General features: G+C 40.5%; 21 protein-coding genes. All 21 read left to right on the top strand.

Annotation, left to right across the window (positions count from 1 at the left end):
• Nucleotides 1-47 precede the first annotated feature (47 nt).
• The 21 genes from BIZ36_RS01475 to BIZ36_RS01375 all read left to right on the top strand — a co-directional run bounded on the left by BIZ36_RS01475 (nt 48) and on the right by BIZ36_RS01375 (nt 25,450).
• The gene (locus BIZ36_RS01475) at nt 48-2,342 is read left to right on the top strand and encodes an NADP-dependent malic enzyme (protein WP_187456089.1); all 2,295 of its coding nucleotides are present in this window, start codon (nt 48-50) and stop codon (nt 2,340-2,342) included.
• Nucleotides 2,343-2,358: 16 nt separating this feature from the next.
• Entirely contained in the window at nt 2,359-2,940 is a 582-nt protein-coding gene (gene ruvA / locus BIZ36_RS01470; RefSeq protein WP_187456088.1) for a Holliday junction branch migration protein RuvA, read from the top strand.
• Between the two features lie 5 nt (nt 2,941-2,945).
• Nucleotides 2,946-10,139, top strand: coding sequence for a T9SS outer membrane translocon Sov/SprA (gene sov / locus BIZ36_RS01465; RefSeq protein ID WP_187456087.1), 7,194 nt, complete (start codon nt 2,946-2,948; stop codon nt 10,137-10,139).
• A 75-nt stretch (nt 10,140-10,214) separates the two neighbouring features.
• Nucleotides 10,215-10,595: a glycine cleavage system protein GcvH gene (gene gcvH / locus BIZ36_RS01460; RefSeq protein WP_187456086.1), complete on the top strand. Its 381-nt coding sequence runs from the start codon at nt 10,215-10,217 to the stop codon at nt 10,593-10,595.
• Nucleotides 10,588-10,989: a VanZ family protein gene (locus BIZ36_RS01455; RefSeq protein WP_187456085.1), complete on the top strand. Its 402-nt coding sequence runs from the start codon at nt 10,588-10,590 to the stop codon at nt 10,987-10,989. Before gcvH ends, BIZ36_RS01455 begins: the two co-directional genes overlap by 8 nt.
• A gap of 53 nt (nt 10,990-11,042) precedes the next feature.
• On the top strand, nt 11,043-11,747 hold the full coding sequence (locus tag BIZ36_RS01450; protein ID WP_187456084.1) for an energy transducer TonB: 705 nt from the start codon (nt 11,043-11,045) through the stop codon (nt 11,745-11,747).
• 192 nt (nt 11,748-11,939) lie between these two features.
• Nucleotides 11,940-12,839 (top strand): heme o synthase, encoded by a 900-nt coding sequence (gene cyoE / locus BIZ36_RS01445; RefSeq protein ID WP_187456083.1) that lies wholly within the window; start codon nt 11,940-11,942, stop codon nt 12,837-12,839.
• A gap of 4 nt (nt 12,840-12,843) precedes the next feature.
• The gene (locus BIZ36_RS01440; RefSeq protein WP_187456082.1) at nt 12,844-13,425 is read left to right on the top strand and encodes a cytochrome c oxidase subunit 3; all 582 of its coding nucleotides are present in this window, start codon (nt 12,844-12,846) and stop codon (nt 13,423-13,425) included.
• A 96-nt stretch (nt 13,426-13,521) separates the two neighbouring features.
• Entirely contained in the window at nt 13,522-14,511 is a 990-nt protein-coding gene (locus tag BIZ36_RS21010) for a cytochrome c oxidase subunit 3 (RefSeq protein ID WP_187456081.1), read from the top strand.
• Nucleotides 14,512-14,550: 39 nt separating this feature from the next.
• Entirely contained in the window at nt 14,551-14,934 is a 384-nt protein-coding gene (locus tag BIZ36_RS01430; protein ID WP_187456080.1) for a cytochrome C oxidase subunit IV family protein, read from the top strand.
• A 102-nt stretch (nt 14,935-15,036) separates the two neighbouring features.
• Nucleotides 15,037-15,660 carry a hypothetical protein gene (locus BIZ36_RS01425; protein ID WP_187456079.1) on the top strand — a complete coding sequence of 208 codons (624 nt, stop codon included), beginning with the start codon at nt 15,037-15,039 and terminating at the stop codon, nt 15,658-15,660.
• A 12-nt stretch (nt 15,661-15,672) separates the two neighbouring features.
• A complete protein-coding gene (locus tag BIZ36_RS01420; protein ID WP_187456078.1) occupies nt 15,673-16,398 on the top strand; it encodes an SCO family protein in 726 nt (241 codons plus the stop codon).
• Complete coding sequence (locus BIZ36_RS01415; protein WP_187456077.1) at nt 16,398-16,937, top strand: DUF420 domain-containing protein; 540 nt, start codon at nt 16,398-16,400, stop codon at nt 16,935-16,937. The genes BIZ36_RS01420 and BIZ36_RS01415 overlap by 1 nt, the downstream gene beginning before the upstream one ends.
• Entirely contained in the window at nt 16,937-17,167 is a 231-nt protein-coding gene (locus tag BIZ36_RS01410; protein ID WP_187456076.1) for a CAMCR motif-containing small membrane protein, read from the top strand. The genes BIZ36_RS01415 and BIZ36_RS01410 overlap by 1 nt, the downstream gene beginning before the upstream one ends.
• 110 nt (nt 17,168-17,277) lie before the next feature.
• Complete coding sequence (locus BIZ36_RS01405) at nt 17,278-18,522, top strand: ABC transporter permease (protein WP_187456075.1); 1,245 nt, start codon at nt 17,278-17,280, stop codon at nt 18,520-18,522.
• 26 nt (nt 18,523-18,548) lie between these two features.
• On the top strand, nt 18,549-19,808 hold the full coding sequence (locus BIZ36_RS01400) for an ABC transporter permease (protein ID WP_187456074.1): 1,260 nt from the start codon (nt 18,549-18,551) through the stop codon (nt 19,806-19,808).
• A gap of 47 nt (nt 19,809-19,855) precedes the next feature.
• Nucleotides 19,856-20,965 (top strand): efflux RND transporter periplasmic adaptor subunit, encoded by a 1,110-nt coding sequence (locus tag BIZ36_RS01395; protein WP_187456073.1) that lies wholly within the window; start codon nt 19,856-19,858, stop codon nt 20,963-20,965.
• A gap of 108 nt (nt 20,966-21,073) precedes the next feature.
• Complete coding sequence (locus BIZ36_RS01390) at nt 21,074-21,775, top strand: ABC transporter ATP-binding protein (RefSeq protein ID WP_187456072.1); 702 nt, start codon at nt 21,074-21,076, stop codon at nt 21,773-21,775.
• Nucleotides 21,768-22,997, top strand: coding sequence for an ABC transporter permease (locus BIZ36_RS01385; protein WP_187456071.1), 1,230 nt, complete (start codon nt 21,768-21,770; stop codon nt 22,995-22,997). The genes BIZ36_RS01390 and BIZ36_RS01385 overlap by 8 nt, the downstream gene beginning before the upstream one ends.
• 1 nt (nt 22,998) lies before the next feature.
• Entirely contained in the window at nt 22,999-24,261 is a 1,263-nt protein-coding gene (locus BIZ36_RS01380; RefSeq protein WP_187456070.1) for an ABC transporter permease, read from the top strand.
• Between the two features lie 58 nt (nt 24,262-24,319).
• Nucleotides 24,320-25,450: an efflux RND transporter periplasmic adaptor subunit gene (locus tag BIZ36_RS01375; RefSeq protein ID WP_187456069.1), complete on the top strand. Its 1,131-nt coding sequence runs from the start codon at nt 24,320-24,322 to the stop codon at nt 25,448-25,450.
• Nucleotides 25,451-25,455: the final 5 nt, after the last annotated feature.

Here is a 25,455-nt window from a genome sequence, read left to right as displayed (position 1 = left end):
TGTTTTCAAGAGAATACTGTTAAATTTGGTCTACAAAGGAGAACACTATGAGCAAGCAAAAGCAGAGAAGGGAAGCCTTGGTATACCACGCCAAGCCCCAGCCAGGTAAAATTAAGATTGTACCAACCAAACCCTACGCTACGCAAAGAGACTTGGCGTTGGCCTATTCACCTGGGGTTGCGGAACCTTGTCTGGAGATAGAAAAGGATAAATCCAATGCTTATAAATATACCTCCAAAGGAAATTTGGTAGCCGTTATTTCTAACGGTACTGCTGTTTTAGGTCTCGGGAATATAGGGCCTGAGGCTTCTAAACCGGTGATGGAGGGAAAAGGCCTATTGTTCAAGATTTTTGCGGATATTGACGGGATCGATATTGAAGTGGATACGGAAGATGTAGATGAGTTTGTTCGTACGGTGAAAAATATCGCTCCCACTTTTGGGGGAATCAACCTGGAGGATATAAAGGCACCAGAAGCCTTTGAGATAGAACGAAGATTAAAGGAAGAATTAGATATTCCTGTCATGCATGATGATCAGCATGGAACTGCCATCATATCTGCAGCCGCTTTATTAAATGCCTTGGAATTGGCGGATAAGAAAATGGAAGATGTGCAGATTGTGATTAGCGGTGCCGGTGCAGCTGCCGTTTCTTGTACAAAATTGTACAAGGCATTTGGCGCTAAGGCAGAGAATATTGTGATGTTGGACAGTAAAGGAGTCATCCGTAAGGATGCGGAAAACTTGTCCGCCGCCAAATTGGAATTCGCAACCGATAAGGATATTAGAACTCTGGAGGAGGCCATGAAGGATTCCGACGTTTTCATTGGTCTGTCCATAGCAGATATAGTTTCTCCTGAAATGTTGCTGTCCATGGCAGACAACCCCATTGTTTTTGCAATGGCAAATCCAAACCCGGAAATTGCCTATGATTTGGCATTGGATACCCGAAAGGATATTATAATGGCTACGGGGCGCTCCGACCACCCAAACCAGGTGAACAACGTTCTTGGTTTTCCATTTATTTTTAGGGGAGCATTGGATGTACGTGCTACGGGTATTAACGAAGAGATGAAAATGGCAGCCGTAAAAGCGTTGGCAGAGTTGGCCAAGCAGCCGGTACCGGAACAGGTAAACATCGCATATGGGGAAACCAGGCTTTCTTTCAATCGTGAATATATAATACCAAAGCCATTTGATCCAAGGCTAATCGCTGAGATTCCGCCAGCAGTTGCAAAAGCGGCTATAGAAAGTGGTGTGGCCCAGCAGCCCATTGAAGATTGGGAAAAGTACAAGGAAGAGCTGTTACAAAGGTCAGGGAGTGATAACAAGGTGGTGCGCTTACTGCACAACCGGGCAAAAAGTAATAAAAAGCGTATTGTTTTTGCAGAGGCAGATCATTTAGATGTGCTCAAGGCAGCACAGATAGTCTATGAAGAAGGTATTGCAGACCCCATTCTTTTGGGTAAAAAGGAAGTAGTTCTTGAACTTAAAAAAGAGTTGGAGTTTGATGCGGATATACCCATTCTTGACCCTACATCCCAAGAGTTTGATGAAAAGCATATTAGGTACGCGACTAAATTTTGGGAAAGTAGAAAGCGTAGCGGAACTACATTGTACAGTTCAAAGATAAAAATGCGAGAGCGTAATTATTTTGGTGCCATGATGGTATTGGAAGGGGATGCCGATGGTATGATATCAGGATATTCACGGGCATATCCAACTGTAGTGAAACCCATTTTTGAAGTTATTGGTAGGGCGGCAAATGTGAAAAAAGCTGCGACGGTCAATATTATGATAACCGATATGGGGCCTTTGTTTTTAGCGGATACCTCCATTAATATAGACCCCAATGCAGAGGAATTGGCAGAAATTGCCTTAAACACCGCCAATGTGGCCAGTACATTTGGCTTTGACCCGGTTATGGCGCTTCTATCTTATGCAAACTACGGATCTTCTTCACATCAAAACGCAAAAAAGGTGAGAGATGCGGTAAGTATCCTTCATGAAAGCAATCCAAAGTTGGTGGTGGATGGTGAAATTCAAACAGATTTCGCTTTAAATAAAGAATTGCTACAAAGCCAATTTCCATTCTCTAAGCTTGCAGGAAAAAAGGTAAATACCCTAATTTTCCCTAATCTAGAATCTGCAAATATCACTTACAAACTATTAAAGGAATTAAACAAGGCAGATTCTATTGGTCCGATCATGGTGGGATTGCGTAAGTCTGTTCACATTTTGCAATTGGGTGCCAGTGTAGATGAAATGGTGAACATGACGGCTGTTGCCGTAATAGATGCCCAAGAAAGGGAAAAGAGAAAAAAAGCAAAGGCAACCAACTAAAAGTAGAATAGCGAATATGATTCACCACCTTAAAGGAAAACTGGTAGAAAAGACTCCAACGTATGTAGTTATTGAATGCGGTGGAGTAGGTTATTTTGTGAATATATCGCTACACACATTTTCTAATCTATCGGATTCGGAAAGTATTCAACTTTTTACACATTTACAGGTTAAGGAAGATGCACATACCCTTTTTGGTTTTGCCCAGAAATCGGAAAGGGAAATATTTCGTTTACTGATATCGGTTTCGGGCATTGGCTCCAGCATTGCCCGAACTATGTTATCTTCTATGGAACCCCCACAAATTAGGGATGCCATTGCCAATGGAGATGTGGCTTCCATACAGTCTATTAAGGGGATAGGAGCTAAAACCGCTCAACGCGTAATTCTGGACCTTAAAGACAAAATTCTTAAAGTTTACGATATTGGTGAAGTTTCCGCACCAACAAACAATACAAATAAAGAAGAAGCGTTATCTGCTTTAGAGGTTCTTGGCTTTGCAAGAAGAGCTGCCGAAAAGGTAGTGGACAAAGTGCTCGGGCAAGATCCTTCTCTTAGCGTGGAGAACATTATAAAACTTGCGCTTAAAAATTTGTAACAAGTTTGAAAACAGGGGCCGAACTAATTCTTAAATTACCATTTAAGCTTACTCTCCTATTCTCAATTTTCTTGCTTTCTTCAGGTGCTCTTTGGGCACAGGAAACGGAAAATGAGCAGGGCGATGAGCAACAGGTAGATTCTGTCAAGACAGGGTTTTCTTTGGGGAGACTCCGTATGCAGAACCCTGAGAGCATTGTATCCAAGTACGTTTACGACCCACAACTAAAAATGTACATCTATTCTGAAAAGGTAGGTGATTTTGATATTGGCTATCCCATTATCCTTACTCCGGAGCAATATTATAATTTGGTAGAACAACAGGGCATTAAGGATTATTTTAAGGAAAAATCCGATGCCTATTCCGGTAAAAAGGAAGGAAGCGAAGAAGCCCGAAAAAACTTGTTGCCCAATTTCTACGTAAACAATGATTTCTTTCAATCCGTTTTTGGAGGCAATACCATAGAAGTTATTCCGCAAGGTTCCGTTGCCATGGATTTGGGAGTAATTTGGCAGAAAAATGACAATCCCTCTCTTTCTCCAAGAAATAGGACCAATACCTCTTTTGATTTTGATCAACGTATTAGCCTAAGTATGTTGGGTAAAATAGGGGAAAGACTTCAGGTCACCGCAAATTATGATACAGAGGCTACTTTTGATTTTCAGAATATTGTAAAACTGGATTATACCCCCACAGAGGATGATATTATTAGGTCTATAGAGGTAGGTAATATTTCTATGCCCTTGAACAGTTCCCTAATTCAGGGTTCACAAAGTTTATTTGGTGTAAAGACCCAGTTGCAGTTTGGAAAAACAACCGTAACCGCAGTTTTTTCCCAGCAGCAATCACAAAATAATACGGTAGTAGCTCAGGGAGGTGGTACGGTAAGTGAGTTTTCCGTAACGGCTTTGGATTACGATGAGGACCGGCATTTCTTTTTAGCGCAGTATTTCAGGGATAATTATGATGACGCTTTGGCAAGTTACCCATACATCCGCAGTCAAGTGCAAATAACGCGTCTCGAGGTTTGGGTAACCAATAGAAGCCAACAAACTCTTAACGTGCGCAATATTGTAGGTATTCAGGATTTAGGGGAATATGACCCCTTGACCAGCAACCCTGAAGATCGGAAAACCAGAATAAATAGTAACGCCCCAGGTGGTTTTTTCAATTTGAATACAGGTGGGCAGCCTAATCAATTGCCCCGTAATAACGCCAATAATTACAACCCAGCTAACATTGGACAAGCCGGTGCGGCATTGAATGATAATATTCGGGATGTAGCAACGGTTGAAGAAGGATTCAATATTACCGGTTATCAGCCAAATCAAGGATTTGATTATGCCTTCTTGGAAAATGCTCGAAAATTGGAGCAGGGTAGGGACTATACCTTTAACACACAGTTGGGTTACGTGTCTTTGAATCAACGCTTGAGCAATGATGAAATATTGGCCGTAGCCTTTCAATATACCTATAATGGGAATGTGTATCAGGTAGGTGAGTTTGCTAATGGAGGATTGGATGCTACCACCGTTTCCGGTACGGTAGGGAATCAAATTATTGATAACAACACCTTGGTGTTGAAGCTTCTTAAGAGTAATATTACCAATGTCTCAGATCCTATTTGGGATTTGATGATGAAGAACATCTACGCAACAGGGGCATTTCGTCTAAGTCAAGAAGACTTCAAGATGAATATTCTGTACAGCAACCCTACGCCCAGAAACTATATCACACCAATAGATGAATCTACTTGGCCAGACGGACTTCAAGATAAAATTCTTTTGAATGTCTTCAATTTTGACCGATTAAACGCTTATAATGATGTGCAGCCGGGAGGGGATGGGTTCTTTGACTTTATTTCCGGTTTAACCGTAGATACCCAAAATGGACAGATTATTTTTACCAAGGTAGAACCCTTTGGGGAATATCTTTTTGAGCAACTGGGAGGTGGGGATTATAATACCGCCAATAGTTACAATCCCAACCAAGAAAGGTATGTCTTTAGGGATATGTATGAACTTACCAAGGCTGCGGCCCTACAAGACCCGGAAAAAAATAAATTCTTACTAAAGGGTAGGTATAAATCCGAAGGTAGTAACGGTATTCCTATTGGGGCGTTCAATGTTCCAAGGGGCTCAGTTCGGGTAACCGCAGGTGGACGTCAATTGCAAGAAGGAATAGATTATACCGTGAACTACCAGGCCGGTACCGTTCAAATATTGGACCCTAGTTTGGAAGCCTCCAATGTTCCAATCAATATTTCTGTGGAAAATAATGCTGTTTTTGGCCAACAGACTAGAAGGTTCACCGGGGTAAATGTGGAACATCAATTCAATAAAAACTTTGTTTTGGGGGCAACCTTGCTCAATTTGAATGAACGACCGTTGACCCAGAAATCAAATTTTGGGGTAGAGCCCGTAAACAATACCATTTTTGGTATCAACGGAAACTTTTCAACAGAAGTTCCCTTTTTGACTCGCATGGTCAATAAACTTCCCAATATTGATACAGATGTTCCTTCCAATGTTTCGGTTAGGGGCGAAGTGGCGTGGCTGAAACCCAATTCTCCTAAAAATGCCGATTTTCAGGGGGAAACAACTACTTATTTAGATGATTTTGAGGGGTCCCAATCCTTAATTGATATTAGGTCTGCTTTGGGGTGGACCATGGCAAGTGTGCCAGTGGAGTTTTTGGATAACCCTACCCAAAAAGGTCTGGAAACAGGCTTTACCCGTGCAAAGTTGGCGTGGTATACCATCGATCCGGTTTTTTATACTAATCAGCGTCCAGCGGGTATGAGCGATAGTGACCTTTCTAGTAATGCTACACGTAGAATTTTTGTTGATGAGGTTTTTCCAAAGGTGGAGATTGCCCAAGGTCAGACCAGACAGCAGACTACCTTGGATTTGGCGTATTATCCAACTCAAAAAGGACCCTATAATGCCAATGATAACTTTGATACGGCAAATCCCAATGAAAAATGGGGAGGTATTATGCGTTCTTTGAGCAGTACCAACTTTGAGCAGGCAAATGTGGAGTTTGTCCAGTTTTGGGTAATGGACCCGTATTTGGACGGTGATGCTACCAGTACAGGTGAGTTGGTGTTGAATTTTGGTAATATTTCAGAGGATATTTTAGCCGATGGTTTAAAGCAGTATGAAAACGGACTTCCCGTTAATGGCGAAGGAAGTACAAAGCCGGCAGATCCCGTTTGGGGTCCTGTACCCGCAACTCAGGCATTGGTCTATGCCTTTGATGTAAATGAAGGTGCCAGGGCGCAACAGGATTTAGGGTTTGATGGGCTTGATGATCAAAATGAAGCTGCCATATATGGTACTTCAAATGGTGATGATCCAGCTCTGGATAACTATGAGTATTTCTTGCAAAGAGATGGTGGGGTGTTGAACAGGTATTTGAATTTTAACAACCCACAAGGCAACTCTCCCGTGCAGGTCACAAATGATAATCGTGGTTCAACTACCTTGCCAGACGTGGAAGATGTAGATAGGGATTTGACCATGAATACAGTTAATAGTTACTACGAGTATCGCATTCCGATCAAGCCCAATACCAATATCAACGACCTTTATGTAACCGATATTCGAGATTCCTTGGTGCTTTCTGGTAATAGAATTCCGGATGGGAGCACTGTCAGGACAAGATGGATTCAATACAAAATACCCTTAAGTGATTTTACGGATGCCGTTGGCGGAATTACGGATTTTCGCTCCATCAGCACCATGAGAATGTATCTTACAGGCTTCAATAGTGACGTGTTGCTTCGTTTTGCTACCATGGATTTGGTTCGTGGGGATTGGCGTACGTACGTTAAAAGTTTGGACCCAGATGATCCAAATGTTGGGGACGATGCAACCACGGTAGATGTAAATGCCGTTAATATTCAGGAAAACGAAAATAGAACGCCCATACCTTATGTACTACCGCCAGGTGTGAGAAGAGAGCAATTGAACAATAACAACACCATTATTCAGCAGAACGAACAATCACTTTCATTGGTGGTCGAAAACCTGGAATCTCAAGATTCAAGAGGGGTGTTCAAAAACTTGAATATAGACATCCGCCAGTATGAAAAACTAAAAATGTTCATGCATGCTGAAAAAATATTGGAAAGCGATATTTATGATGTTGAAAGTCCGCTAGTAGGGTTCTTAAGGATAGGGACGGATTTTTCGGAAAATTTCTACCAATTAGAACTTCCATTGGAATTTACTCCGTTTACTGCTAACTCCGAGGGAGCAATTTGGCCGGAGAACAATGAGATGGAGGTGATTCTTGCAGATTTGAACAAAGTGAAATCAGTATGGATCGCCGGCGATGACCTCAATGAGATTCGGTATTTTGAGGTCGTGGACGGTGAGGTAGTGCCTGTTGGCGAATTTGCTCCAAGAACACCGGGAAGGCTTAGAATTGGAATAAGGGGTAATCCATCGTTAGGTAGCATTCGAAGTATGATGGTGGGTGTTAAAAACACCAGCAATTTCCCTGCCCGTGGTGAGGTTTGGTTCAATGAGCTTCGTTTGGCCGGTTTGGACAATAACGGCGGTTGGGCTGCTATTGCGGCTATTGATGCCAACGTTGCGGATTTTGCGAACGTAAGTGCTACAGGTAGTACCAGTACTTCCGGCTTTGGTTCCATCGATCAAATGCCAAATGAAAGGGCCCGTGAAGATGCCATTTCCTATGATTTGGTAACCAATGTAAATGTAGGTCAGTTACTGCCCAAAGATTGGAACATTCAAATTCCATTTAATTATGGGGTATCCGAAACCTTAATTACTCCAGAATTCGATCCCGTTTATGATGATTTAAAACTGCAGGACAGAATAGATGCTGCAGAAACGGAGGAAGCGGCAGATGATATTCAGACCCAAGCGGAAGATTATACCAAAAGAACAAGTATCAATCTAATTGGGGTTAGAAAAGATAGGGGAGAAGAAGCGGACGCCAATTTCTATGATATTGAAAACTTTACTTTTAACTATTCCTATAACGAAACCAATCATCGCGATTTTGAAATTGCTGCATTGGAGGATCGCAGTGTTGTAGCGGGATTATTGTACAATCATAATTTTGAACCGGTAGAGGTGGCCCCTTTTGCTAAGAATGACTCCTTGTTTACTGGTAAATACTTGCAATGGTTAAAAGAGTTGAACCTAAACTTGTTGCCTACAAGTGTTTCTGTCAATTCTAATTTTGATAGGCAATTCAATCAGCAACGTTTTCGTGATGTGGTAGAAGAAGGTGTAGATAAGTTGGAACTGCCCACTTTAAGGCAGCGCAATTACCTGTTCAATTGGCAATATGCGGTTAACTATAGTCTAACCAAGTCCTTAAGGTTGAATATGTCTGCTAGCAACAATCACATTGTGAGAAATTATCTGGAGGACCCCAATGACCCTAATTCCGAAATTGACCAAACTTTAGGTCTATGGGACGGTTTTTGGGATTTAGGACAACCCAACAGGCACGCCCAACAATTGGAAGTGAATTATGAGCTTCCGTTTTCAAAAATTCCAATATTGGATTTCATCAGTTCCCAATATAGCTATACCAGCAATTTTGATTGGCAACGAGGTGGAGACGCTTTGAACCTTGCTATTCAGGAACAAAGAAACGCCGCAGGCGTAGTTTCAGTAAATACCGTGCAAAATGCGAGCACCCATAATTTAACTGCCAATCTCAACATGCAAAAGTTCTATGATATGATAGGGCTTAAAAAGCGAGACGGGAAGTCCAAAGCAAGTGCTGCACCTATTAGAAAGGATAAAGCTGGAAATCCTGTAAAGGGTGGAGAGAAAACTCCAAAGAAAACCAGTGGGCTTTTCAATACGTTCGTGGATGTAGTTACCATGGTAAAAAGGCTTAATGTCAATTACAATGAAAGTAGCGGTAAGGTACTTCCGGGATATACTCAGTCAGTAGGGTTTGTAGGTTCCTTGAGGCCTTCCTTAGGGTTTGTATTTGGTAGCCAGTCAGATGTTCGTTTCAATGCTGCACGTAAGGGGTGGTTGATCGATTTTAATGAATTTAACGAGCAGTACATCGAGAATGTAAATAAGCAATTGAATATTACCGCAACTGCTCAGCCTTTTAAGGATTTAACGATTGACCTATCTGCAGATAGACAGTATTCCAGCAGTTATCAGGAAAATTACGATGTGGATCTATGGGCCGATAATCGACTTCCTCTAGGAAATGAATACGGCAACTTTAGTATTTCTACGTCAATGATAGGAACCGTTTTTGGTAAGAGCGATGAATTTGATTCGGAAACTTTTCAAAAATTCAAGGAAAATAGGATTACCATCGCTAACAGATTGGTGTCGGACAGAGGTGAGACCTTAGGTGATGTGGACGAGGAAGGATTTCCCCAGCGTTATGGAAAGACCCAGCAAGATGTATTGTTACCGGCATTTTTTGCAGCCTATACCGGGCAAGATGCCGAACGTGTAAATCTAGATGCTTTTCGTCAAATCCCTATTCCCAACTGGAACTTGAAATATACAGGGCTAATGAGGAATAAGTGGTTCAAGAAGAAGTTTCAACGTTTTTCGTTGAGTCATGGCTACAGGGCTGCCTACAGTATCAATTCCTTCCAGACCAATTTGGAAAAGGTGCAGTTAATTAAGGAAGGAAACTCTCCGGTCAATCCAGAGAACGGAGATGTAATGCCGGATTTAATTTTGAACAACGTAGTTTTAAACGATGAGTTCAACCCCTTGGTGCGGTTGGATTTTGAAATGAAGAATTCAGTAAGCGTATTGGCCGAAATGCGTACAAGCAGAATAATGGCCTTAAGCTTTGACAATAACTTAATGACGGAGACCAACGGTAGCGAGTATACTGTAGGTTTGGGTTATAGGTTCAAGGATGTTAAATTCGTTACCAATATTGGAGGTAATAAGACCCGTTTAAAGGGAGATTTGAACCTTAAGGCAGATATGACGCTGCGTGACAACATAACTATTATTCGGAATTTGGATATAGATAACAATCAGGTTACTTCTGGCCAAAATCTATTATCGGTAAAGTTTACGGCAGATTATGCTTTGACCAAAAACCTGAACGCACTTTTCTTCTATGATCACTCGTTCTCCAAATTTGCGGTCTCCACGGCATTTCCGCAAACCACCATTAACTCTGGTTTTACTTTAAGATATAATTTCGGTAACTAAAAACCTGCGTTCGCTTTATTTTTTTGAAAACCTTTAGGGATTATTTTACATTTGTTGCAATTAAAAAAGGAGCAAATGAATATTCCAGAAGAACTTAAGTACACCAAAGATCACGAATGGGTAAAAATTGATGGTGATGTGGCCACTGTTGGCATTACGGATTTTGCCCAAGGGGAGCTAGGGGATATTGTTTATGTAGAAGTAGAGACCTTGGATGAGTCTTTGGAGAAAGAAGAAGTTTTTGGGACGGTTGAAGCGGTTAAGACGGTTTCAGATTTGTTTCTTCCCCTTAGTGGAGAAATCATTGAATTTAATGAATCTTTGGAGGATGCTCCTGAAAATGTCAATTCAGACCCTTACGGTGAAGGTTGGATGATCAAGATTAAACTGAGCGATACTTCTGAAATAGAAGGTCTCATGTCTGCAGAAGATTACAAAGCGCTCATTAGTGCTTAAAAGAAATAAGTTTAAAATTGCATTTATAAGCTGGATGGTTTTTGTAACCTATTCCAGCTTATCTTCTTTTGAGGGAGTAGATACGCCCGGGCTAAATATTCCACATTTGGACAAAGCGGTACACTTTACCTTTTACTTTGTAGCATCCTTCTTAGGTGTTTTTTGTTTAAGGGAATTTTCGGGACGGGCCATTAACAAGAAAAAGGCATTTTCTATATCCATTTTATTTGCCATAGCCTTTGGTATAATTATTGAGGTTTTACAATACGCATTAACGACTGATAGACAAGGTGATGTGTGGGACGCGTTTGCGAACAGCATTGGGGCCTTGGCAGGTATTATGGCCGTTAAATTCCTATTTTCCGGCAATGGCCGTTTAAAATGGGAAATTTAATTGCTTTTTAATGGAATATTTAATTATTTTAGCGAACATTAAAATCGAGACTTATGGAACCTAAAAAGAATCCGAAAGCAGATGTAGGCCGTAACAGTGGCCTGTACTTTGTTATAGGACTTGCACTTACCATGGCATTGGTGTACGGTGCATTGGAATGGAAAACGTATGATGAAACCAATGATTACGATATTTCCATGAATGTTGATGACGAATTGGACGAGGAAGTTCCAATGACCGAACAGATAAAAACCCCACCACCTCCACCACCTCCTGCAGCGCCTGAAATTATTGAGGTTGTAGAGGATGAGGAAGAGGTTGAGGAAACTGTTATCGAGTCTACAGAAACCAGTCAAGAAGAAGAAATTATTGAAGTAGAGGACGTTGAAGTAGAAGAGGAAATAGAAGACGTTGACGTTCCTTTCGCCGTTATTGAAGATGTACCTGTATTCCCAGGTTGTGAGAACGAATCTGATAAAAGGGCTTGTTTTCAGAAAATGATGCAAAAACACATTGGTAAAAACTTCCGTTATCCAGAGATTGCTCAAGAAATGGGTATTCAAGGTAGGGTAAGTGTCATGTTTACCATTCAAAAGGATGGTTCTATCGGTAACGTAAGAATGCGTGGTCCGGATAAAAACCTTGAGAAAGAGGCAGCTCGAATTATAAGTAAGCTACCTAAAATGACTCCAGGAAAGCAAAGGGGTAGGCCAGTAAGGGTTCCATTTAGTATTCCTATTACCTTTAAGCTTCAATAAGCGCGACTCTTAGAGTTTGAAAATAAATCAAAGTCCATTCGTTATTCGGGTGGACTTTTTATTTGTGTTCCATTTGTGTTAAGATTTATATCCATGGCTCTTTTTGCAACGTAGGGACTAAAGTATTAAAGATGTGTATTTGGTTGGAAAAAAAGCCTTTGAGGGTTATCTTTGCAGTTCGAAAAAAGACGAATGAAAACAGCTGTAAATACGGCTACAACTCCCTCGATGATATTATCGATTGCCGATTTTAAGGAAATTACCAAGGCTAGATTGGCAATTAGCGTGGTCTTTTCGTCATTGGCCGGTTATTTGTTAGGAGCCCACCAAATTGAAATTTCTTCGCTTTTGTTGCTTGCTTTTGGCGGCTATTGCATGGTTGGTGCCTCCAATGCGTACAATCAGGTTATAGAGAAGGATTTGGATGCGCTTATGAAGCGTACCAAAAATAGACCGATACCTGCAGGTAGGATGTCCGTTAGATTTGCGATGTTCATAGCGGTTACCCTTACCCTTTTAGGGGTGGTCTCCCTGTATTTTCTAAATCCAAAAACGGCTATGTTCGGGGCCATTTCCATATTTCTTTATACCAGTGTTTACACCCCTTTAAAGACAATTACACCGTTATCGGTATTTGTAGGTGCCTTTCCTGGGGCTATTCCTTTTATGCTTGGCTGGGTGGCAGCTACCAATGAGTTTGGTATAGAACCGGGAACCTTGTTTATGATTCAGTTCTTTTGGCAATTCCCCCATTTTTGGGCCTTGGGTTGGATGCTACATGATGATTACGAGCAGGGTAGTTTTAAAATGCTTCCCACTGGAAAAAAGGATAAGGGTACAGCCTTGCAAATAATCATGTATACCATTTGGATGTTGCTTATTTCCATTATACCTGTCTTCGGTATTACGGGAAGGTTGGAACTTTCCATCCCAGCAGCGGTTGTCATATTCGCAATGGGTATGGTTATGCTAGTTTTTGCATTTAAACTATATGAGAAAAGGGATAATGTAACCGCTCGCAAGCTGATGTTGGCAAGTGTAAGTTATATTACTTTAATGCAGATTGTTTACGTAATAGATAAGTTTATTTAAGCTGATGGATTTAACTCAAGGAACGATTAAGGAGAAGAACGATAGGGCAAAAAAAATGATGCTCTGGTTTGGTATAGTGAGTCTGATTATGGGTTTTGCAGGTTGGACCAGTGCGTATATTGTTAGTAGCGCTAGGGAAGATTGGGTGGCGGAACTTAAACTTCCATCATCCTTTTTTATAAGTACGGCTGTGATCGTGCTTAGCAGTTTTACCTATATCCTGGCTAAAAAAGCCATTATGGAGAATCAGCAAAAATTAACCTCCAGTTGGTTATGGGCCACTTTGGGTTTAGGCATCATCTTTATTATTATGCAATTTAATGGCTTTTCCCAGATGGTGGCAGAAGGCTATTATTTTACGGGACCAACAAGTAATATAAAAATGTCCTATATATTCCTGATTGCCGCAGTGCATATCGTTCATGTAGTAGCGGGCATTATCTCCCTACTGTTTGTGATCTATAGACAAATGAAAGGCAAATATTCTTCACAGGAATATTTGGGCTTGTCCTTGGGTGCTACTTTCTGGCACTTTTTGGATATTTTATGGCTGTATTTAATCGGCTTCATGTATTACGTTGGATAATAATTTAAAAATATGTCGGTTTTCCTTATCAAACGGCTTTCGTTTCACCTAAGAAAACTATAAATTTGTGCAAATTTTAACCATACTTTATAATAAATGGAATCTACAGTAACTACTGGTGCTGCTTCAGAAAATGTCTGGGGAGGTGGAAATAAGCCACTTGGCGCAAGCTATGGAAAGATGATGATGTGGTTTTTCATCGTTTCAGATGCATTGACCTTTTCTGGTTTTTTGGCCGCTTACGGCTTTTCAAGGTTTAAATTTATAGAAACATGGCCCATTGCGGACGAGGTTTTTACCCACGTTCCTTTCTTTCATGGTAATTACCCCATGATCTATGTGGCCTTTATGACTTTTATATTGATTATGTCTTCCGTAACTATGGTATTGGCGGTAGATGCGGGTCATAAAATGAAGCAGAATGCAGTGATTTGGTATATGTTCCTTACCATTATTGGGGGTGCTATTTTCGTGGGCTCTCAGGCATGGGAATGGGCAACATTTATTAAAGGTGATTTTGGAGCTGTAGAGACAAAAGGTGGTAGAATACTACAGTTCGTGAATGCGGAAACTGGTGAGAGGGCCGCTTTATCCGAGTTTGCCAAAATACTTCCAAGCGAACGCGAGGCTCATGAACGTAAAAATGGAATTTGGTACTATGAAGAGGGTTATATGCCAAGTTTCTCCATTGATGAAGTTAAGGAAGGCTTTTTGGCCAATCCAAGTATTTTGATACGTACGGAAGCAATTCATCAAGAAGGCGAGAAGGTAGGGGAAAAAACATTGCTGACCAGAGAAGAGTCTCTTGAAAAAATAAAGGATGGAACCATCGTCGTAGAAGGTGCCAATCTAGTAAGAAATGAATATGGAAGCCGTTTGTTTGCAGACTTTTTCTTCTTTATTACAGGATTTCATGGATTTCACGTATTCTCAGGGGTTGTTATCAATATTATCATTTTCTTTAATGTGATATTGGGTACTTACGAGCGTAGAGGGCACTATGAGATGGTAGAAAAGGTAGGGCTCTACTGGCACTTTGTAGACCTTGTTTGGGTATTCGTATTTACATTTTTCTACTTGGTTTAACATTTATCCGGTATCGGAATTAAGAAATAGCATAAAATAATGGCACACGCACATAAACTAGAAATTTTTAGAGGCCTTTTAAAATTTAAGAACAATACCCAAAAAATTTGGGGTGTTTTGATTTTCTTGTCCATCGTAACGGCAATTGAGGTTGTTTTGGGTATCTATAAGCCTCGTGTACTAACACATTCCTATTTTTTGGGAATGAAGTTGTTGAACTGGATCTTTATCATTTTAACCTTGGTGAAGGCGTATTACATTGCTTGGGATTTTATGCACCTACGCGATGAAAAGACCGCTTTAAGAAGGGCAATTGTTTGGACACCTATATTCTTGGTTTCCTATTTGGTATTTATCTTATTGTTCGAGGCGGATTATGTCTACAATGTATACAAAGAAGGATTTATTAAGTGGAACTTCTAAGTTCTTAATTTATCATAAATTAACAGCATACTAAGACGGTTTCACAACCGTCTTTTTTATTTTTGTATTCGCTAACTTTTAGAGTTGAAACTCACTTTGCTGATGAAAAAAACGGCAGTTCTTTTTACATTATTTGTTCTTCCAATTGTAGCCTATCTATTTTTTGCTTCAGGGGTAAATAACTTTGGTAAATTACCCGTTCTTACGGAAAATGTGGCTGATATATCCTCTTATGGAGAGGTTAGTTTAAAAGATAAAATCACCATAATGGGCTTCATGGGTACTAATGTTGTTGATAGACAGGGCAACGCATTTAACCTTAATCAGAAAATATACAAACGCTTTCACGAGTTCAAGGATTTTCAGTTCGTAATGGTGGTGCCAAAAGGGCAAGAAAAGGCTGTCCAAAATCTAAAAAGTGAACTCGGACATTTAGGGGATACCTCTAAATGGAACTTTGTCTTTTTACCTAAAGGTGATATTGGCACCTATTTCTCTTCTTTAAAGACAGGTTATCAATTAGACAATGATTTAGGAACTTCCTATGTATTTATTATAGATAAGGACTTAAAGCTTAGGGGTAGGGAAGATGATGAGGACGAAGGTATCAAGTTTGGTTATGACACCAATAGGGTTTCAGAATTGAACAATAAGATGGAAGATGACGTGAAAATCATTTTGGCAGAGTATCGCTTGGCACTCAAAAAGAATAATGCGGATAGATAAATAGCAGTTAGGTTGAAGAAAAATAAGTACACATATGTTTGGGTTTCCTTAATTGTTCTGGTTTTCGGGATTATTTTCATTCCTAAAATCGTTAACCGGATTAAGGAGGGAGACGTGGTGGAGAACGATAGGATGAATGTAAAGGATAATTCAGCGCAATTGGCCTATGTCCTAAAGGATGGGAAAAAGCGCAGAGTACCTTCCTTTCAGCTAATTAATCAAGACAGTCTTCTTATCACGGATAAAGATTATAAGGGCAAAGTGTTTGTAGTAGAATTTTTCTTTACCAGTTGCCCCTCCATTTGTCCTGTTATGACCGAAAACCTCGTTTATCTTCAAAATGAATTTGAGGGAGAAGATTTTGGGATTGCTTCTTTCTCCATTACACCCCAATTTGATACACCCACGGTACTAAAAACGTATGCTGAGAAAAAAGGAATTACTTCCTTGGATTGGCATTTAATGACAGGGAACAAAGAGGATATCTATGAGCTTGCCAATTCAGGCTTCAATATTTTCGCGGCTGAAATGCCAGATGCTCCTGGAGGCTTTGAACATTCAGGTCTTTTTGCTCTAGTGGATAAAAAGGGATATTTACGTTCTAGGGTGGATCAATTTGGTAATCCTATTATATATTATCGGGGTGCCATTACTCAAGAACAAGGAGAGAACGACCACGGGGAAAAGGAGCAGATTTCTATTTTAGAGCAGGACATTAAAAAATTATTGGCAGAATAATGAGTGAAGTGGTATCAGCAAAAGAAAAAAGGTTCAACAAACTTATAACTATAGTTTCTGTTATTGTACCTGTAGTGGTCGCACTTTTATTTGGTGTTAAACTGCCTAATGTAGAACGATTGGGATTTTTGCCGCCCATATATGCTACCGTAAATGGTATTACCGCCCTGGCGTTGTGTATGGCGGTCTTGGCTATTTTAAGAAATAACAAAAAGCTGCATCAATTACTTATTAATATCTGTATTGCTTTGTCACTCGCTTTTTTGGTGATGTACATTGCCTATCACATGACATCGGAATCAACGGTTTATGGGGGAACGGGGACCATGAAATATGTTTACTATTTTGTCCTTATTTCCCATATAATTCTTTCCATTGTTATTATTCCATTGGTTCTTAAAACGTACTCTTTTGGGTATTTAGGTAAGTATGAAAGGCATAGAAAATGGGCTCAGTTTACCTTTCCCCTTTGGTTATATGTTGCTGTAACAGGGGTAATTGTGTATTTAATGATATCTCCTTACTATCCAATTGCATAATGGGTTTGCGAAAAATTGTGCATATAGGTTTCATTTTACTACTTTTGGTTCTTCCGGATATGGTAGGGGCGCAGTGTGCCATGTGCAGGGCCGTTTTGGAAAGTAATGGGAATACAGATGTGGCAGAAGGCGTCAATAACGGTATAGTATATCTTATGGCCATTCCCTATGTTTTGGTAGCTGGTCTTTTCTACTTTATTTATAGGAAAATGCGTACCAAGCAGTCTTAATTATTTAACATTTATTTTGGTTTATTGGTGTAACAATAAGATTTTAAGGTAGTCTTATAAATGCACGATTGCTATAATCGAGCTCATCAATCAATAAATCAATCAATCACATGTTAGACATCGAAAGGTGGCAGGAAATCCTTGATACCATCCGAAAAAATAAGTTGCGTACCTTTCTCACGGGACTTTCCGTGGCCTCTGGTATTTTTATTCTTGTAATTCTTCTAGGATTTGGCCAAGGTTTTAAAAATGGCATCGCCCAAGAATTTGCGCAAGACGCCGCTACGAGCGTTTGGGTTTGGCCGGGTACAACTACAAAGGAATACAAAGGCCTTAATCCTGGTAGAAATATTCAGCTTCGTAATTCGGACTATAACTTTTCTTCAGAGCTTTTGGCAGAGCAGATCGATTTAAAATCTCCCAGAATTTTTGTTCGGAACATTTCAGTCAATTATGGCAATGAGGCTTTGGTGTATGGTGTTCAAGGAGTTTCTTATCAATTTCAGGAAATTGAGAATGCTAAAATGTCCAGCGGTAGATTTATAAATTATCAAGATGAAATCAATACCGCTAAAATTGCGGTGATCGGTAATAAAATTGCCCATGATGTTTTTAATGAGGTGGACACCCCTATTGGCGAGTTTATTGATATTTCCGGAATCCCCTTTAAGATTGTGGGTACTTTTAAAGAGACGGAGGATAGGGAGGAGGAGCGCATTTTTATTCCCATAACAACGGCTCAAAAAGTTTTTAATGGAGGTGATAAAGTCAACAATTTGGCGTTTACACTTCCCATGGCGGAAAATTTTGACGACGCTGTTGCCAATTCCATTAAATTCAAAAGTCAGCTATTAAGTAACCTTCAACAGGCGCACACAGTTGCCCCGGATGATACCAATGCCATTCATGTGTGGAGCGCCCTTGAAGAAGCCAAACGGTTTTACAGCCTAACCGATAACATTAAACTGTTTTTTTGGTTTGTGGGAGTTTGTACCATTATTGCTGGAGTCGTTGGGGTGAGCAACATCATGCTTATTGTAGTAAGGGAGCGTACCAAGGAAATTGGAATAAGAAAGGCGTTGGGTGCCAAACCTTGGTCCATTGTAGGGATGATACTTCACGAGTCTATTTTTATTACGGCCATTTCGGGTTTTGTTGGCCTCATTTTGAGTATGGGGTTGTTGGAACTTCTGGGTCCTAACATTGAGGTGGACTATGTGGTAAATCCATCTGTAAATTTCAATGTGGCCCTTTCCACTGTATTTGTTCTGGTTTTTGCCGGTGCCGTTGCTGGATTTTTTCCTGCATGGAGGGCAGCCAATATTCATACCATAGATGCTTTGAGAGATGAATAGATTCAATCCATTAAATAATATTGACCATGTTCAATAAGGACCGTTGGAAAGAAATTTTAGAGGTGCTTACCAGTAACTGGTTTAGAACCGTTTTGACCGCTTTTGGGGTTTTTTGGGGCATTTTTATTCTCATAGTACTCTTATCTGCCGGAAAGGGTTTGGAGAATGGAATCATGAAGGATTTTGGAGATATAGCTACCAACACAATGTTCATGTGGTCTAGGGCTACTACCAAAGCCCATAAAGGATTGCCAAAAGGTCGAAGTTTTCTCTTCAAGACCGAGGATGTATCTTCCATCAAGGAACAGGTGCCCAACCTACGCTTTATTTCGCCCCGTAATCAATTGGGCGGTTTTGGTGATGCCAATAACGTGGTCAGGGGTCTTAGGACGGGCGCTTTTAATGTCTATGGGGACTATCCGGAAATTATTAAGCAAGATCCCATGAGCATTACACAGGGTAGGTTTTTGAATTATAGTGATATAGAGGAAAAACGCAAAATAGCGGTCATTGGAGATGGTGTAAAAACAGGACTTTATGACAAGGACGAAGATGTTTTAGGAACTTATATAAAGATTCAGGGCGTCAACTTTATGGTAGTAGGTGTCTACAAAAAGAAGAGTAATGGTGGTGATGGTGAAGAGGGACAGAAACAGATATTTGTACCCTTTACCTCTTTTTCGCAAGCCTTCAATAGAGGGAACGATGTAGGGTGGATGGCTATTACGGCCAAGGATGGCACTTCTATAACCAGTATAAAAAATCAAATAATGGATGTGGTGAAGGAAAACCACAAGGTGCATCCAGAAGATCAACGGGCTGTTGGGCATTTTGATTTGTACGAACAGTTCAATAGGGTCCAGAGCCTCTTTGGGGCGCTACGATTTGTAGCTTACTTTGTTGGAATCCTAGTTCTACTATCCGGAGTCATAGGGGTTAGTAATATCATGCTTATTGTGGTGAAGGAAAGGACCAAGGAAATTGGTATCCGTCGCGCTTTGGGGGAGGACCCCTGGTCCATAAAAATTCAGATTTTAATGGAATCCATTTTTTTGACCATTATTTCTGGCATGGCCGGTATTTCGTTTGGCGCTTTGGTCATTTATCTGATCAATGCCTTATTGGATATGAACGGTCCGGTAGATATGTTCGCCAACCCAAGTGTGAGTTTGGGAGTAGTAATTGCGGCCCTTCTTATTTTGATTGTTTCCGGGCTTCTAGCCGGTTTTATTCCCGCCCAAAGCGCCATAAAAGTAAAGCCTATTGAGGCATTGAGAACAGAATAGCAATTTATAGACTTTAAATAGTAATCAAAAAATAAACATCAACCCGTATGAAAAAGATAGTAACCAGAATAATTCTTCTGCTCATTGTAGTCACCTTTGGTGGTGCCATGTATTATCTGTACCAAAAGAATGCAGAAGATCCTGTGACCTATGAAACCGAACAGGCCTCAACAAAGACCATTGTTAAGAAAACGGTGGCAACAGGAAGTATCCTGCCCCTAGAAGAGGTGCTCATCAAACCCAATATATCAGGAGTAATAGAAGAGATTTTTGTAGAGGGAGGCGACTATGTAAAATCCGGTGACCTGATCTGTAGAATTAAAGTGGTACCCAACCTTAGCGCTCTAAATGATGCGAGAAACACCATTGATGAATCCAAAATAAATTTGGACGACCAACTTCGAAACCTTGAAAGGCAGAAGTCCTTGTTTGCTAAAGGTGTTATATCCCAAGTAGATTTGGAAAGGGCACAAGTAACTTATGATCAAGCAAAGCAGACGTATGCAGCTGCCAATAAGCGTTATGAAATAGTAAAAACGGGTACGGCCAAAGGCTATGGAAATGCAGCCAATACGGATATAAAGGCCACCGTGAGTGGAATGATCTTGGAGGTTCCAGTAGAGGTGGGCAACCAAGTGATCGAAAGCAACAACTTTAATGAAGGAACCACAATTGCTGCTATTGCAGATGTGGATAAAATGATATTTGAGGGCAAGGTAGACGAATCTGAAGTAGGAAAAATAAAGGAGGATTTACCTTTGGAAATTACGGTAGGTGCTCTTGAGGGTAAGATTTTTGATGCGGTCTTGGATTATATCGCTCCAAAAGGTAAGGAGGAGAATGGTGCGGTACAATTTGAAATCAAGGGAACGCTCAACAAGCAGGATTCGGTTTTTATTAGGGCCGGTTTGAGTGCCAACGCATCGGTAATCCTAGCCAAAGCAGATAATGTATTGGCCATTAAGGAAGCATTGGTACAGTATGATGATGAAACCAAAAAGCCCTATGTGGAAATAGCCAACGGAGAACAAAATTTTACCCGGAAGGACATAGATTTAGGAATTAGTGATGGAATTTTCGTTGAGGTGAAATCTGGGATTTCCGAAGCCGATAAAATAAAGGTTTGGAACGCCATCGTTTCGGATGAAAACATGTAAAATTCATTATTTAACAGAATATTTTGACATTATTCCGTAACAAATCAACAACTTGAGTGTCCAATGGCTAAGTTACCTGTAGACAACTAACTACAAACAAAACCAATAATGATTGAAATAAATAATCTTCACAAATCCTATAAGATGGGATCCAATTCCCTTCATGTTTTAAAGGGATTGAATTTTAGTATTAAGGAGGGAGAACTTGTGGCCATTATGGGGTCCTCTGGGTCTGGAAAGTCTACCTTGTTAAATATCCTAGGTATGCTAGATGAGGCAGATTCCGGGGAATACACGTTGGATGGAGTTCCCATTAAAAACCTGAATGAAACCAAGGCTGCTAAATACCGAAATAAATTTCTTGGCTTTATATTTCAGTCTTTTAATTTGATCAATTATAAGAGTGCCATGGAAAATGTGGCACTCCCCCTATATTATCAAAAAGTACCTAGAAAGCAACGCGAAGAGAAAGCAATAAAATATTTATCACAAGTAGGTTTAAAGGAGTGGGCGCACCACTTGCCCAATGAACTCTCCGGTGGTCAAAAACAACGTGTGGCCATTGCCAGGGCCATGGCGGCAGAGCCAAAAGTTCTGTTGGCAGATGAACCTACAGGGGCTTTGGATAGTAAAACATCGTATGAGGTTATGGACCTCATTCAGAATATAAACGATCAAGGTAATACCATCTTGGTGGTTACCCATGAGGAGGACATTGCCCACATGTGCAAGAGAATTGTTCACCTCAAGGATGGTGTTATAGTGGAAGATAAAACAGTAGATCAGGTTAGGGCCTCACAATATGTTTAGTAGGGATATTTGGAAAGAGATTTTTGAGACTATTCAAAAGAATAAGCTCCGTACATTTTTATCCGGTTTTACCGTAGCCCTAGGTATCCTCATTTTTGTTGTTCTATTCGGCTTTGGTAACGGATTGATCAATACGTTCAATCAATTTTTTTCCAATGAGGCCACCAACGTCTTCATGGTTTTTAGAGGAAGAACCACTATGCCCTATAAAGGATACAAGGCCAACCGGTCCATTGAATTTGATAATAGTGATTTAGAGGATATTGAAAAGAATTTTCCATTATTCTTGGAGTACATAAGCCCAAGAATCACAAGACAGGATACGGTAAGCTACCAAAATGAAAGCAATAGTTACGCCACTTGGGCGGTAGGGCCCGCACATCAGTTTAGCGAGATGACCATTATGATGAAAGGCCGCTATTTGAATGTAAGCGATATCAATAACAAAACCAAAAACGCGGTTATTGGTAGGTTGGTCGAGGAAGATTTATTTGGGGCCAAAAATTCCATTGGTAAATACATAGATGTTGGTGGTAGTTCATTTAAGGTCGTAGGTGTTTTTCAAGACGATGGGGGAGATAACGAAGAAAGAAACATATTTATACCCTATACCACTAGGCAGCTAATTGAAAAAAATACCGATAAGATAGACGCCATGGTCATTGGTTTTAAACCCTCCATCGGTTACGCTGGGGCTATGGCCTTTGAAAAGAGTTTGGACAAGTTCATTAGGGAGAAAAAATACATAAATCCGCAAGATCGCAACGGTATTTTTATAAGAAATGTTGCTGATCAATTAAAGCAAAACCAACAGTTTGCAAGGGTACTTCAGATAATAGTGGGCTTTGTGGCCTTTGGAACCATAATCGCTGGTATCATAGGAATTAGTAATATCATGGTTTTTGTGGTCAAGGAACGTACCAAAGAATTGGGTATCCGTAAGGCATTGGGGGCTACGCCAAAGTCCGTGATTGGAACTATTTTACTGGAATCCGTATTTATTACCACGGTATCTGGTTTTATAGGGATGCTTATAGGGGTAGGTATCCTTAGTTCTATGGGTGAACGTCTTGAGGATTTTTTTATTACCAACCCTTATATAGATATGCCCATGGCGGTCATAGCTACGATTATCCTAATAATTTTTGGTGGAATTGCAGGTTATGTTCCGGCTAAACGAGCAGCCAATATAAAACCTATTGTGGCCTTAAGAGACGAGTAATATGAGATTTATACTTGATAGAAATACTTGGCAAGAGATTTTTGGCTCTATTAGCAAAAATAAGGTGAGAACGGTGATTACCGTGGTTGGGGTTTTATGGGGGATATTTATTTATATCGCCTTGTCCGGTGCTGCAAAAGGCATGGATAACGGCTTTGAAAGTATGTTCGAGGTCATAGCTAAAAATAGCATGTTCGTTTGGGCCCAAAATACCAGTATGCCCTATGAAGGCTACAAAACTGGTAGACAAATGCAATTAAAGCTTAGCGATGCGGACATCATCGAGAACAGGATACCAGAGGTGGAGTTTATAGCCCCTAGAAACGTAAGAGGATTTTTTGGCTCTACCCCGCCTAGTATTGGAAGGAACAACAAAACGGGAAGTTATCCCTTGTTTGGTGATTTTCCTTCTTTTGTGAAGATTGCACCCAAAAAAATCTATGATGGGGGCCGCTTTATCAATGATGAGGATATTGCCCAAGCTAGAAAAGTGGCAGTAATTGGGGAGAGGGCAGAAAAGGAATTGTTTGAGGAGGATGAAGAAACCATTGGCGGCTATATTAAAATAGACGATGTGTATTTTCAGGTGGTAGGCGTACACAAGTTCGATCAAAGCGGTGGCTTTGGAGGGGATGGTGATATTTTTATACCCTTTACGACCTTTAGGAAACTCTACAACACCGGAGAAAATGTAGGTTGGTTTTCCATTGCGGCTTTTGATGATGCAGATGTGGTTAAGGTAGAGGAAAATATAATGAACCTTTTGAAAAATACCCATAAGGTACACCCAGATGATGATCGGGCCTTTGGTTCATTTAACCTAGGGGAGCAGTTTAATAAAATTGTAGGCTTTGCTAACGGAATTACCTTTTTGTCCCTAATAGTTGGTATTGCTACCATTTTGGCGGGAGTCATCGGTATTGGGAATATTCTTTTGATTTCGGTTAAGGAACGCACCAAGGAATTAGGAGTTAGGAGAGCCTTGGGGGCCACTCCGGCCGAAGTAAGAAACCAAATAGTTTTGGAATCAGTTTTTCTTACCGTAATTGCCGGAATCATGGGAATTATCCTAGGAGCCGCTGTCTTGGCCATGATCAATAGTTTTACTCAAGATATAGACTTTCCGTACACCAATCCTACCGTGCCTATTCCCTATGTCTTAGGAGCATTGGTAATTATGGTGGTGTTAGGAACCCTTATTGGACTCATACCGGCACAAAGAGCCGTAAGTATTAAACCAATAGATGCTTTGAGGGAAGAATAAGAGCTTTTAAGTAACAAAAACAAAAACAACTATACCAATAGACAAACACAACTTAGAAATGAATAAGATCGTAAAGTATATTTTAATTGGAGTCCTCGTTTTGGGCGCACTTTGGGCCGCTGCTTTTTTTATCAAATCCAATAGTAAGGAGGCCATTACTTATGAGACCCAACAACCTTTTATTTCTAGCATTGAAAAGAAAACCGTTGCCACGGGGAAAGTAATACCCGAGGATGAGGTGGAAATTAAACCTCAAATTTCTGGAATCATCCAAAAAATAATGTTGGAGGAAGGGCAAAAGGTAAAATCCGGAGACCTTATCGCAACTATTAAGGTGGTGCCCAATGAGCAATCTATGAACCAGGCAAAGGGAAGGGTTAGAAATGCGGAATTGGCTCTGAACAATACCAAGATTGAATACGATCGTAATAAATCCCTCTTTGATAAAGGGGTTATTTCAAGTCAGGATTTCAATAATTTAAAGCTGCAGTACGATCAAGCGGTACAGGAATTGGAAAACGCCAAGGCAGACTATCAGATTATCCGTTTGGGATCGGCCGGTGGCTCCTCTAGTGCCAATACCAATATTAGGGCTACTGTAGATGGAACTATTCTGGAAATTCCCGTGGAGGAGGGTGATCAGGTAATTCAAAGTAATAATTTCAACGATGGTACTACCATTGCTACCATTGCCGATCTTGGGAAAATGATTTTTGAAGGTAAGGTAGACGAGGGCGAGGTGGCCAAATTAGAGGTAGGTACACCCCTTAAGATAAGTCTTGGAGCTGTTGAAGGAAAGGAATTGGATGCCAAATTACGCTTTATTGCGCCTAAAGGAATTGAAGAAACCGGAGCTGTCCAGTTTAAAATTGAGGGTGATGTGGAGACCCAAGATGATATCTTTATTAGGGCCGGCTACAGTGCCAACGCCTCCTTGATTTTGGAGAAGAAAGAAGATATTTTGGTCATACCTGAAGCCTTATTGCAATTTGATAGTAAAACGGACAAGCCTTATGTGGAAGTGTCTACAGGGAAACAGAATTTTGAACGTCGTGATATTGAAACAGGAATTTCAGATGGGGTGAATGTTGAAATCGTTTCCGGACTATCGGAATCCGACAATGTAAAGGTCTGGAACAAAACCGAGCCTATTAAAAGAGGAGAAGACGAAACAGGGGAAGGCGAATAAATCAA

The sequence above is a fragment of the Cytophaga sp. FL35 genome (assembly GCF_014349235.1).
Classification (GTDB): domain Bacteria; phylum Bacteroidota; class Bacteroidia; order Flavobacteriales; family Flavobacteriaceae; genus Euzebyella.
This window is presented reverse-complemented; position numbering and strand designations above follow the sequence as displayed.